Annotated in this window: 7 protein-coding genes; all 7 read right to left on the bottom strand. The window is 71.5% G+C overall.

The genetic code is table 11. From position 1 onward, the window contains the following. Positions 1–37: 37 nt before the first annotated feature. Positions 38–1444 carry an IgA Peptidase M64 gene (locus tag H8B22_RS07570; protein WP_187710854.1) on the bottom strand — a complete coding sequence of 469 codons (1407 nt, stop codon included), beginning with the start codon at positions 1442–1444 and terminating at the stop codon, positions 38–40. A 4-nt stretch (positions 1445–1448) separates the two neighbouring features. Continuing rightward, a complete protein-coding gene (locus H8B22_RS07565) occupies positions 1449–1997 on the bottom strand; it encodes a nuclear transport factor 2 family protein (RefSeq protein WP_187710853.1) in 549 nt (182 codons plus the stop codon). Positions 1998–2098: 101 nt separating this feature from the next. Beyond that, on the bottom strand, positions 2099–2686 hold the full coding sequence (gene folE / locus H8B22_RS07560) for a GTP cyclohydrolase I FolE (protein WP_187710852.1): 588 nt from the start codon (positions 2684–2686) through the stop codon (positions 2099–2101). 118 nt (positions 2687–2804) lie between these two features. After that, on the bottom strand, positions 2805–3266 hold the full coding sequence (locus H8B22_RS07555; protein WP_187710851.1) for a hypothetical protein: 462 nt from the start codon (positions 3264–3266) through the stop codon (positions 2805–2807). A 185-nt stretch (positions 3267–3451) separates the two neighbouring features. Further along, positions 3452–5359: an exodeoxyribonuclease V subunit alpha gene (gene recD, locus H8B22_RS07550; protein WP_187710850.1), complete on the bottom strand. Its 1908-nt coding sequence runs from the start codon at positions 5357–5359 to the stop codon at positions 3452–3454. Continuing rightward, a complete protein-coding gene (gene recB / locus H8B22_RS07545; protein WP_187710849.1) occupies positions 5356–8919 on the bottom strand; it encodes an exodeoxyribonuclease V subunit beta in 3564 nt (1187 codons plus the stop codon). Before recB ends, recD begins: the two co-directional genes overlap by 4 nt. After that, on the bottom strand, positions 8916–12254 hold the full coding sequence (gene recC / locus H8B22_RS07540) for an exodeoxyribonuclease V subunit gamma (protein WP_187710848.1): 3339 nt from the start codon (positions 12252–12254) through the stop codon (positions 8916–8918). The genes recB and recC overlap by 4 nt, the downstream gene beginning before the upstream one ends. Positions 12255–12314 lie beyond the last annotated feature (60 nt).

The following is a 12314-nucleotide window of genomic DNA, read 5'->3' as shown; positions in this document are numbered from 1 at the left end:
GCCGCGCGCGCGGCTTCGACGGCGCCGCGGCTGATATTCAGTCGCGGGCGGGCCGCGAATACAGATCGATGATCTCGCCGATCGCGTCCTCGCACACCCGGCAGAAACGCTCGCTGCGGCTGAACATCGTGCACTGCATCTGCGAGCGGTAATACCCGCTGGCCTGGTAGTTCGCACCTTCGAACGCACCGATCACGTCGCGGTTGGGCTGGCGCGCGATCAGCGCGTCGGTGAACTTGCGTTCCTCGGCGAACAGCGCACTCATCTCCGACTCCGGCCGGTTCGCCTTGCGCAGGGCAACGCGTCTGGCCTGGTAGTCGCGCTGGTAGGTCTCGAACTCGGCTTTCGGCCACGGCGTGGGCAAGGGCGTGGTCGCGGCGACGTGGCGCTTCCATTTCAACTGCGCCGGATCCAGCAGCGCGGTGACGTTGGGTTCCCACGGCTCCGGGCGCTCCTCGCCCGCGGCGTAGGCCACCGGCGAGGTGTAGTACTCGTCGGCGAGTGCGGCGAAGTGGTGGCCGAACTCGTGCACGAACAGGTAGTTCGCCCAGTCGTTTCCGGCCGCCGCGGTGCTGAACTGGCCGAAGATCCCGCCGCCGCCGTAGGTCTCGTTGTTGACCAGGATCTCGATGAACTCGTTCGGCGCGTACTGCGCCAACTCGCGCAGCGCGCGGTTGTCCAGCGTGAGTACGTAGCGCTCGCTGCCGAAGATGTCGTAGCGCGTGCCCAGCGGCGACTCATGGAACGTCCCGGTCGACGGCCGCGACACCCCCGACTCGCGCGTGGGCACGGCCAGCGCCCAGACGTTGAAGTCCTGCGCGCGTTCGCGGAACGGCGACACGCTGAACATATGGTCGGCAAGGCGACGCGCGTCTGCTTCGAACTTGCGCAGCTCGCCCTTGGTATAGCCGTCGCCGAGGATCAGCAGGTCGACCTTCCCGGCGGAGGGGCCGTTGTGGCGGATCGCGATCGGCGTGGCCGGGGCGGGCCGCTGCTCGCGCAGCACCTCCATCGCGGCCGGGTCGATGTCGGCGCTCCACACCAGCGAGAACTCGTTGCGCTCGTCGCGTTCGAGCACGCGCACGCGCACCGGCCGGTCGGGCTTGGGGAAGCGCAGCGATTCCTGGAAGCCGCGACTGAGCTTCTGCGCCTCGTCGGTCGTGCGCCATTCGCCGAAGATGGTGCTGTAGCCGCGCGAGTACAGCACGCGGTTGGTCTTCGGATCGACCACTTCGAAGCGGTTGAGGCCGCGGTTGCTGTCGTCCAGCGGGCGCGCGGGATTGCCCGGCCACGGCAGCGGTTCGATCACCACGCGCTCCAGCGCGTACTGCGCCGACAACGCGTTGCCGCTGTGCACCAGGTCGACGCGCAGGGTGGGCGGGGCGGCTGCGACGCCGGACGCGGCCAACAATAACGAGGCCGCGGACAACCAGCGCAGGGACATGCGGTTACTCCTGGGATTTGCAGTAGCGGGCGCCCTTGCAGGACACCGGCGTCATGACCTGCGCATCGATGCGCCAGCGTCCGTCCCTGCGCTTCCACAGCGCGTAGTACGTGCCGCGGACTTCGACCGGCTCGCCCTGTTCCTGCCAGGACTGCGACCAGCGGCCGCGTTCGGCCGCGAACGCCCAGCGCGGATTGCGCTCGACCGCATCGGGGGTGAAGTCCAGCAGCAGATCGGGACGCTTCTGCACCAGGGCCTCGTACGCGCGTACCAGGTTCTTGCGGCCGCTGGTGGTCCGCGCCGGTTCGATCAGCTGGACGTCCTCGCTGACCAGTCCACCGAGGCCGCCGAACTTGCGCAGCGCCACGAATTCGTTGAACTGGTGGCGCAGGGCGCGGATGTCGGTCGTCTCGCCCTTCGCCTTCGTCGGCCAGGTGAAGTGCGCGCAGGCAGCGAGCGCGAAAGGTAGCACCAGCGCGCACAACAGCCGCCCCAGGCGCGCTCGGACCACACGGGCCGCTGCAACGGGAATCGGATTCGGGACAACCGCCATGTCGCCTTCCACCAGGGATCTGCGCCTGTTGTAGGGCTTTGGCCCGCCGCAGGCAAATGACCGTGTGCGGACGCGGTCGCGCCCGCATGCCACGAAGGGGATCAGCGGCCGGGGCCGACGTCGATGAACTGCAGGAATTCGGCGCGGGTGCGCGCGTCCTCGCGGAAGCTGCCAAGCATCTTCGAGGTGACCATGCTTACGCCGCGCTTGTGCACGCCGCGGGTGGTCATGCATTCGTGCGTGCCTTCGATCACCACGCCGACGCCGCGCGGCTGCAACACGTCCAGGATCACCTGCGCGATCTGCGCGGTCATCTTCTCCTGCACCTGCAGGCGGCGGGCATAGGTTTCGACCACGCGCGCGAGCTTGCTGATGCCGACGACCTTGCCGTTGGGCAGGTAGCCGACGTGGGCCTTGCCGATGATCGGCGCCATGTGGTGTTCGCAATGGCTCTCGAACTCGATGTCGCGCAGCACGATCATCTCGTCGTAGCCATCGACTTCCTTGAAGGTGCGCTTGAGGTAGTCGGACGGATCCTCGGCGTAGCCGCTGAACCAGTCGCCGTAGGCGGTGGCCACGCGCTTGGGCGTGTCGAGCAGGCCTTCGCGGCCGGGATCGTCGCCGGCCCAGGCCAGCAGGGTGCGGACGGCGGCTTCGGCCTGTTCGCGGGAGGGCTTGTCGTGGGCCATGGATGGAAGGCCGGTGCGTGGGGACCGGCATCGTACTCCAGCGGCCGCGCCGGAACGAACAGCGGGGCCCCGCAGGGCCCCGCTCGGGTGCATCGATGGTGGATGCGAACCGGGTGCTTCAGCGCCCGTCCCTGTCGGCATCGCCCGGCATCGCGCGTTCGATGTAATGCCAGCCGTCGCGCACCGCGCCGCGGGCTTCGTTCCAGGCCAGGCGCGAGTTCGCGCGGGTGGCGTCCCAGTTCTGCTGCAGCTCGGTCTCGACCTCGTCGAACTTGCGGCCGCGGTACTGGCCGTAGGTGTCGTAGCCATACTTGTAGGCCGGCTCGTAGTCGCGCCACTCGCTGCCGCTGACGTAGTACGGCGCGGCCACGTATTCCTTGCGGAAGTGGTCGGCGTACGCGGTCGGGTTGACCGCTTCGGCGATCGAGTCGCCGGCCTTCGCGCCGATCACACCGCCGATCACCGCACCGACCGCACTGCCGGCCGGACCGGCCGCGGAGCCGATCGCCGCACCTGCCACTGCGCCGCCGATGGCGCCCGTGCCTGCACCGATGCTGTGGTCTTTCTTGATATCGCGCATGTTGCTCTCCAGCGTTGGGGGAGCCGGCACCAGTACGGCACCGGTTGCAACGCACGCTAGTCGCTCCGGCGTACAGCGAAGGTCAAGAAGCGCTGAATGGGTCTGGCGCGCTGTCGTCGTGACGCGGCATCGCGTGCATTCGCACGCGCGACGTGCGCGACGTTGCCGACGCGCGCACCGCATCACTAGCGCGCGGTGCGCAGGCGCCGTGCCAGGCCGGACACGCGTTGCGCATGCCGCGCCAGCGCCGCGGCCAGCACCGCGTCGCTGCCGCACACGTGCACCGCCTGGCGCGCGCGGGTCAACGCGGTGTAGACGAGTTCGCGCGACAACGTGCGCACGTCCTGTCTGGGCAGCTGCAGCCACACCGTGTCGTACTCGGAACCCTGCGCCTTGTGCACGGTCATGGCGAAGGCACCGCCGTGCGCGGGCAGCGCCGCGGGATGGAAGCCGCGCACGCCGCCGCCGGTCGCGGCGAACCAGGCCACGATCGCACCGCCGTCGCCGCGCAGGCACACGCCGATGTCGCCGTTGAACAGACCGTGGCGATAGCTGTTCTCGGTGACCAGCAGCAGGCGGCCGTGGAAGTAGCGTTCGCGCTGCGCTCCGGCCAACGCCTCCTCGATGCGCGCATTGAGCTGGAACGCACCCTGTGGTCCCTCGCGCAGTGCGGTGAGCACGCGGGCGCGGTCGGCCAGCGCCAGCGCTGTCGCCGGATCCTCGATCCCGGCCAGCGCACGCCACGGTGCCAGCAACGGCACGCGCGTGTCGGCCACGAGCGGATCGGCGAGGCCATCGTGGAAATGCACGCCGGACAGGCGGCCGCCACGCAGCAGTGCCAGCAGTTCGTTGGCCTCGCCGTCGCGCGCGGCCGAGGCCAGTGGGCCCAGGTCGAGCGAGTCGGCCTGGCGGTAGCCGCGGGTGAGGTGCACGCGCGGCAGGCGTGGCGACTCCGTCGCGGGAACGTCGGACGGCGGCGTGGATGGCGTTGGCGCCAGCACTGGGGCCGCGCCGAACAGGTCGGTTTGCGCCGGATCGGCCACCGGAGCGCGCGCGCGGCGGGCCGGCTCCGTCGCCGCCGCGGCGGGCACGGCAGCGGGCTTCGCCGCCACGGTTTCCTCGCCCGCCGCCGCAACGATCGCCGCGAGCACGTCGCCGGCCTCCACCGACGGCAATTGATCCGGATCGCCGAGCAGGATCAGGCGCGCGCCGTCGGGCACGGCCTCGACCAGCTTGCACATCAACGGCAGGTCGACCATCGAGGCCTCGTCGACCACGATCGCGTCGAACGGCAACGGGTGATCGGCGTCGTGACGGAAGCGCGGTCGTCCCGGCACGGTACCGAGCAGGCGGTGCAGCGTGCGCGCCTGCTGCGGCAGTGCCGCGCACAGCGTCGGATCCAGTTCCGCCAGCTCCTGCAATTGCGCGATCGCCTTGCGCAGGCTCTGCGCCATGCGCTCGGCCGCGCGCCCGGTCGGCGCGGCCAGGGCGATGCGCGGCGCGCGCCGGCCCTGCGCGCGCGCCTGCGCCAGCAGCAACACCAGCAGGCGGGCGATGGTGGTGGTCTTGCCGGTGCCGGGGCCGCCGGTGATCACCAGCAGCGCGCTTTGCAACGCCAGCCGCGCCGCGCGCGCCTGGGCGTGGTCGCGCTGCGGGAACAGCGCATCGAACAGCGCCTCGGGCACGGCGTCGGCCGCCATGGCACCGGCGGGCGTTTGCGCAGCCAGGCGCTGCAGGTGCGCGGCGAGGCGGCGCTCGTATTCGCGGTAACGGCGCAGGTAGAGCAGGTCGCCTTCCAGCACCAGCGGCGTCTCCGCCGCGGCGGGTTCGCGCGCGTCCGGCGTTGCGACCCAGCCCGAGGCGTGCAATGCGGCACGCCACGCCGCCGGCTCGGGCCAGTTCGCGTCGGCCACTTCCGGCGGGCGCGTCAGATCGACGCCGGCATGGCCCAACGCGATGGCATTCGACGCGAGCGCGGCCGCGGCAAGCACCGCGTCGGGCGTGTCCGGATCGAGCCGGCGCAGGCTCTGCGCCAGTGCGTGATCGACGGTGCGCAGCGCGCCGTGACGGTAGAGCAGGTCGAGCAGGCTCATGCCGCGCCTCCGGCGAACAACGCGTCGAGCGCTTCGACCAGCGCGCGCGGCGGCGTGTGCGCGTGCACGCCGGCCACTGGATCGGCGACGTCGAGGCCGCGGCAGTACAGGTAGCGCACGCCACCGAAGTGGCGCTCGTAGTCGTAGTCCGCGCCGAGGCGGAAGCGCAGCCAGCGGTGCAGGGCCAGGGTGTAGATCAGTGCCTGCAGGGTGTATTCGCTGTCGTCCATCGCCGCGTCCAGCGTGGCCGGATCGTAGGCGGGCAGGCGATTGGACTTGTAGTCGAGCAGGAAGGTGCGCCCGTCAGCGAGTGTGTAGACGAGATCGATCTTGCCGGTCATCAGCCCATCGAGGGTGCGGCGCAGGCCGAAGGCGTGGCGCTCGCGCAATACGCCGTGCGCGTGCAGGGTCGCCAGCAATGCACCGACATCGACCGTCTGCAGGGCGAAGTGGAATTCCATTTCCGCGCGGCGTTGCGCCTCGGGCAGTTCGCACAGGCGCACGCCCTCGGGTAGCGGCGCGTTGAGCGTGGCGCCCACCAGCGCGACCAGCACCGGCAGGCCGTCGTCGCTGTCGGCCGCGGTATAGCCGCCGCCGGACAGCGCGGCGCGCAGCGGCGCCTCCTGCCCGGGCGGGATCGCATCGCGCACGTTGCGCCAGGCGGTGAAGTCCACGCGCTCCAGCGCCTCGTGCAGCACGTTGCCGAACCGGCTGCCGCTGAAGCGACGGTCGTAATCGGCGGCGGGCGCGGTCTCGGGTTCGTCGCCCGCACCTTCCTCCGCGCCGGTCGCGGCCGCGGCGTGGCTGCTGTCCTCGTTCGCCAGCTGGGTAAAGCTGTACACCCACCAGTCGCGCGACAGCGTGCGCGCGACCACGCGGGCCGCGGGCACCTCGCCGCCCGATTCCGGCGGCAACGGCGGTGCGGCGAGCGGCAACGGATCGGCCTCGAGCACGATCGCGTCCGTCACTTGCGCCGGTAGCGTGTCCACTTCGCCGAGCAGGCGCGCCAGCGGCGTGTCCTCGTACTTGTAGAGCGGGCCGCAGGCGAGCCACAGCGCGTGCTGCGCGCGGGTCAGGCCGACGTAGAGCAGGCGTGCGTCTTCGGCGGCTTCCTCGTGCAGGCGCGTAGCCACTGCCTGCGTCCACATTCCGGCGTCGCACTCGCGCCCGGTTTCGAGTTGCAGGCGACGGCCCTGCGCCGACAGCACCTCGCACCAGCCGCGCGGCGCCTTGCGTTCGCGGCCGATGCCGGCGAACGGCAGGAACACCAGCGGGAATTCCAGACCCTTGCTCTTGTGCAGGGTCATCACCTGCACGCGTTCGGCGTCGGATTCCAGCCGCAGTTGCTGGGTCTCGTCAAAGTCGTCGGCCTCGGCGATACGGCGGCGCAGCCAGTCGACCAGGCCGTGCACGCCCAGCGCGGTGGCGGTCGCCTCCTGCAGCACCTCGGCCAGCTGCAACAGGTTGGTGAGGCGGCGCTCGCCATCGAGCAGCTGCAGCAGGCGCGGCGCGTGCTCGGCGCAACGGTCGGAGATCAACGCGAGCGGGCCGTGGCGCTCCCAGCGTTCACGCCAGTCCAGCGCGCGCAACTGCCACTGGCCGCGCAGGTGTTCGTCGGTATCGAAGGCCGCGAGTGTCGCCGCGTCCGCACCGAGCCAGACGCCGGCCAGCGCGCCGCGCAGGCGTGCCTCGTCGCCGGGGTGCAGCAGGGCTTCGAGCAGCGCCAATACTTCGCGCGCCTGTTCGCTGTTGAACAGGCTCTGCCGCCCCGCCGCCACCGCGGGAATGCCGGCGCGGTTGAGCAGCGCCTGCATCAGCGTGGCCTCGCGGTGGTCGCGCACCAGCACGGCCAGATCGCCGGCGCGCACGGGGCGGCCGCGGATCGTCGCCATGCCATGACGCGCATCGGTGAGCACCGCGTGCATCGCGGCGACGCAGGCTTCGGCCGCGAACCGGCGCGCGTCGTCGGCCTTCCAGCTACCGCCGTCCTCGGGCGCGGGCAGGCGACGCAAGGTCAATGCCGGGGCGGCATGGCCGGCGCGCCGGTAGTCGGCGTCCTGTGCGGTGCCGCCGGGCTCGACTTCGATGTAGCGGATGTGCGGATCGACGAACGCGGTCTCGCCGCCGCGGTCATACAGCGCCTGCAGTGCGCACAACAACGCCGGACGCGAGCGGAAGTTCTGCCGCAACTCGGGCGCACGCTGCGCATCGCGCGCCGCCGCCAGGTACGTGTGCACGTCGCCGCCGCGAAAGCGGTAGATCGCCTGCTTGGGATCGCCGATCAGGAACAGGTTCACATCGGCGTCGCCTTCGCCACCGAAGACGCGGCGGAAGATCGCCCACTGGCGCGGATCGGTGTCCTGGAATTCGTCGACCAGCGCGACCGTGTACTGCTGGCGCAGGCGCTGCACCAACGCCTCGCCGTGCGCGCCTTCCAGCGCGCCGGCGACGCCCTCGATCAGATCGTCGAAGGTCTGCACGCGGCGCACGCGCTTGAGCCGGGCCAGGCGCGCGACGGCGTCGTCGCGCAGGCGGTGGACCAGGCCGATGGTCTGGTCGGCGAGCCACTCCTCGCGCGCCTCGCGCGCATCCAGGTAGAGCGCGACCGCCGCGCACATGGGGGAGGTCGGTGTATCGCGCTCGCGGCCCTTCTTGGTGCGAAGCGCCAGCGTCTGCGGCGTCAGTCGGTCGATGTGCGAATGAATCGGCCCCAGATCGCGCGAGTCCGCATACCAACGCGCCAGGGCAGGCCACAACGCGTCGGTGAGATCGGGCTTGTAGCTGTTGGCATTGAGTACGCCGGCCGCGATTGCCTCGTCCAAGCGCGCGCGCAACTCGTCGCCGTGTTGCGCGAAGGCCTTTCGCAACGCGGCAGCCGCCTGCTGCAACGCCGGCAAGGGATCCGGCGCGGGGACGGGCGGCGGTGGCGTCACTTCAGTCGCTGCGAGCAGGGCGGAGAGATCGCTCGCCAGCGCTGCGGGCCCCTCCGACCATTCGCGCGCGAGCAGTTCGGCGTCGCTCGCATCCGAACCGAACGCGCGCCACAGATCGGCGGCGACTTCATCGCGCAGTTCGCGGTCGCTGCCGACCAGATTGGCGGCGACGAAAGGTTGTCCCGCTTCGAGCGCGTGCTCGCCGAGCACGCGCGCGCAGAAGCCGTGGATGGTGAACACCGCGGCCAGGTCGATCTCGTGGGCGGCGCGCTGCAGGCGTGCCTGCAGGGCGGCGGCGCCTTCGTATGCGAGTCGACGCGCGATCAGTTCGCGGGTCAACGCCGCTTCGGTGGCATCGGCGGCGACGTCCTCGCCGCGTGCGAGCTGCGCGGCGAGGGTGAGGCGCTGTCGCAGGCGCTCGCGCAGTTCCTGGGTCGCCGCTTCGGTGAACGTGACGGCGAGGATCTGGCCGACACGCAGCTCGCGCTCGATCACCAGCCGCGTCACCAGCGTCGCCAGGGTGAAGGTCTTGCCGGTGCCGGCGCTGGCTTCGATCAGCTGCAGCCCGTGCAGGTCGAGATCGAGGTAGGGATCGCGGTGCGGCGGATTCACGGCGATGTCGTTCATGCCGCCACCGCGCTGCGGCCCAGGACCACCGCGTCGAACACCCGGGTGGCGATCGCGCGGAATTGCGCACCAAGCGCGTCGTCCGCGAACGGGTCGTGGCCGCGCAGCACCAGTTGCGCACTGGCGGTCTGGCTCTCGCTCCAGCCGTTGTTGCCGCCCGCCCAGGTCTCGCGCGCGCGGTCCCAGGGACTCTTGCTGGCGCGCGCGGAAGCCGCGGAGGCCTGCTGCTCGGCCTGGTACCAGACCCAACCCGAGCGCGGCAGGAACGGCAGCGCTTCGCGCAGCCCGCGTTCGCGCAGGCACAACAGCGCGCGCAATGCGGCCTGGGCCTGCGCGGTTGGCACCGGGTCGCGCCGGTGCGGGCCGATCTGCTTGTCGCGCAGGGCGAATTGCCACAACGGTTGCGCCTCGCCCAGTGCGCACAGCACCAGCCAGTCGAGGCCGTGCGCGATCTGCGCCGGGCCGTGCAGTTCGTCAAAGCGCAATCGGGCCAGGCCGTCGGCATAGACGTCCTCGATGCGGCCGTACAGGCGGATGCCGTCGAGTTCGACATCGACGTTCACCGTGCGCGGCGCACCGCGGCGCCACTCGCGGAAGGCATCGGCATAAGGCTGCACGGTGGCGCGCACGCGTTCGAGCTGGCGCATGCCCATGGGCCCGGACGGCAGCATCGCCCGCGCGCGCAGGCGCGCGGCGAGCTCGTCGCCGATGCCGGCGACGCAGGCGTCGAACACCGCGTGCTGCAACTGCCAGTGCTGCAGGCCGCGCCCGGGCAGGGTCAGCGGTTCGGTGTCGTCCTGCGCATCGCTTTCCTCCGGCAGGCGCAGGTGCAGGCGCTGGCGCAGGAAGGCCTCGCAGGGATCGCGCAGGAACTTGCGCAGGTCGGTGAGGCTGAGCTCCTCCGGCGCATCCTCGCGCGGCCGCGCCGGCAGCGGCGCGCGCAACCACGCGCCCAACGGCTGCCGTTCGCCGCCCTGGCTCTGCGCGGCCGGGCGCCATTCGCCGCGGTAGCTGTAGCGGCGCGGTTCCTCGCCGTTCGCGCCGGCGCCGAACGCCGCCGGCGCGAACGGCTGCAGCGGATGGCGCACGGTGAAGGCCTTGCGCACTGCCGCCGGCTCGGCGTGGTAGCGCGCCGCGGTGTCGAGCAGTTCCGACACCAGTACCGAGGGCTCGCGCTCGCTGCCGTCGCGCGGATCGGCGCCGAGGTAGCTCAGGTACAGCACGTCGCTGGCCGCGGCGAACAGCTGCAGGAACAGGAAGCGGTCGTCCTCGCGCAACGAGCGGTCGCCGTGGCGACGCGCCGGGCCGAGCAGGTCCGCCGCCAGCTTGTTGAGGCCGCCGGCGGGATCGCGGCGCGGGTAATCGCCGTCGTTCATGCCCAGCAATGCGATCACCCGGAACGGCAGCAGCCGCATCGGCACCATGCGGCCGAAGCTGATGCCGCCGGTGAGCAGCGGCGCGCGCGTGTCGGCCTGGGCCAGTGCGGCCTGGAAGTGCGCACGCACCACTTCCGGCGGCACCGGAGCGACGAAGTCCGCGGCGGCCGCGGCGCTGGCGAAGTCGTCGAGCAGGCCGTGCAGGCGTTCGCGCGCGCGCTGGTCGCCGCCGCTGCGCAGGTGCTCGGGCAGCAGCGCGGCAAGCAGGTCGAGCAGGCGCTCGCGCCACAGCGCCGGCGGCATTGCGGTGGCTAGCACGCGTTCGTGGCGGGCGAGCACGCGCAGCACCCGGATCAGCGCGTCGAGCGCGTCGAGCGCACTGCCTTCCATCTCGGTGTACGGAGCGACGCCAAGAATCGGGGCCTCGTCGTCGCTGGCGTGACCCAGCAGCAGGCGGTCAAGGGCGAACGCCCAGGTGCAGGCGTCGTCGCGCGGCGCGTCGTGGCGGCTGCGATGCGCCGCATCCAGGCCCCAGCGCGCGCCGGCCTCGCGCAACCAGCCGTGCAGGCGCTCCAGCGCGGCGGCATCCAGCTGGGCCGCATCGGCCAGCGCCGGCGTGGCGAGCAGGTCGAGCACTTCGCTCAGGCCGAAACGCGATACCGGCAGCGCCAGCAGTTGCAGGAACACCGCCGCCAGCGGCTCGGCCGCCATCGGGCTGGTGTCGGCCAATGCATAGGGAATTGCGTCGTGGCGCGCGCCGCCGCCGAACACCGCGGCGATGTGCGGCACGTAGGGATCGATGTCGGGCGCGAGCACGGCGATCTCGCGCGGCTGCAGCGGCGGATCGAAGCGCGGGTCCTCGAGCAGGCCGCGCAACTGGTCGTGCAGCACCTGCACCTCGCGCAGGCGGGTGTGGCAGGCGTGGACCTGCACGCTGGGATCGTGGGCGTCCAGTGCGTTGCGCCAAGCCGGCGAAGACGGGCCGCGCCGATGCAGCAGGTCGTGTTGCAGGCGCTGCAGCAGGGTATCGGCGCCCGCGCCGGATCCGTCGGGGTCGCGCTCCTCGGCATCGTCGTAGGCGGCGAACTCGCCGGAGGGATGCACCACTTCGTAGCCACCCAGGACCGCCATGAAGTCGCGTCCGGCGGCGCCCCAGGCCTGCAGCAAGGGGTTTTCGTCGGGATCGAAAGCGGCTTCGCCCGCGCGCAGGCGTTCGCCCAGCGTGGCCAGGTCGCCCCAGTACTTGCGCGTGGGCGTGGGCAGATAGAAATGCAGGGGGCCCACGCGCGCCTGGGTGGCGATCACCCGCAGCACGTCGGGCGAGATGTTGAGCGTGGCGAAGGCGAACAGGCGCGGTGGCAGCCCCGCAGGCAAGGGCGCGGTGGCGTCGTTGAAGCGCGCGAGGTAGTCGTCGATGCGCCGCGCACGGTGGCGCTGCCCGCGCGCGACCCGCCGCCACAGCGCGGCCTGCGCATCGCGCGGCTGTTCGCCGGCTTCCCAGGCCAGCAGCCAGTCGCGGCGCCAGGCCTGGTACTTCTCGAACACGCTGGCCAGTTCGCCCGCCAGCGACCATGGCTTGAGCGGATCGTCGCCGGCCAGATAACCGCGCAGCGCGTGCAGCGCCGGCTCGCGCAAGGTGTCGGCGTCGGTCAGCGCGGCGTAGAGGCGCCAGTGCAGCGCACTCGCGTCCAGGTCTTCGTCGGCGCCGGCGACATTGGCGTCGAGCGCGCGACGGACGAATTCGCCCGGGGTGAGAAATTCCAGGTTGGCGGCGATGCCGTATTCCTTGGCCAACGTGGCCTGCAGCCAACGCCGCATCGCCACCTGCGGCACCAGCACGGTATCGGGTGCGAGCAACGGCTGGCCGGGAGCCGGCCGGCGCAGTTCTGCCGCCAGCAGTCCCGCCAGTACGTCCAGGGCATTGGAGTGGTAGAGGCGGAAGTCGGGTGCGGCTGGCATCGGCGTGCATCTTGCCGGATACGGATCGCAGCGGGTGAGATCGCGTCGTCGCCGAACCTG

Source organism: Lysobacter terrestris (genome assembly GCF_014489475.1).
In the GTDB taxonomy this organism is placed as follows: Bacteria; Pseudomonadota; Gammaproteobacteria; order Xanthomonadales; family Xanthomonadaceae; genus Agrilutibacter; species Agrilutibacter terrestris.
This window is presented reverse-complemented; position numbering and strand designations above follow the sequence as displayed.

Excerpts from the sequence above, each read along its gene's own strand:
- H8B22_RS07570 (WP_187710854.1), bottom strand. The coding sequence starts at position 1,444 with ATGTCCCTGCGCTGGTTGTCCGCGGCCTCGTTATTGTTGGCCGCGTCC.
- H8B22_RS07565 (WP_187710853.1), bottom strand. The coding sequence starts at position 1,997 with ATGGCGGTTGTCCCGAATCCGATTCCCGTTGCAGCGGCCCGTGTGGTC.
- folE (WP_187710852.1), bottom strand. The coding sequence starts at position 2,686 with ATGGCCCACGACAAGCCCTCCCGCGAACAGGCCGAAGCCGCCGTCCGC.
- H8B22_RS07555 (WP_187710851.1), bottom strand. The coding sequence starts at position 3,266 with ATGCGCGATATCAAGAAAGACCACAGCATCGGTGCAGGCACGGGCGCC.
- recD (WP_187710850.1), bottom strand. The coding sequence starts at position 5,359 with ATGAGCCTGCTCGACCTGCTCTACCGTCACGGCGCGCTGCGCACCGTC.
- recB (WP_187710849.1), bottom strand. The coding sequence starts at position 8,919 with ATGAACGACATCGCCGTGAATCCGCCGCACCGCGATCCCTACCTCGAT.
- recC (WP_187710848.1), bottom strand. The coding sequence starts at position 12,254 with ATGCCAGCCGCACCCGACTTCCGCCTCTACCACTCCAATGCCCTGGAC.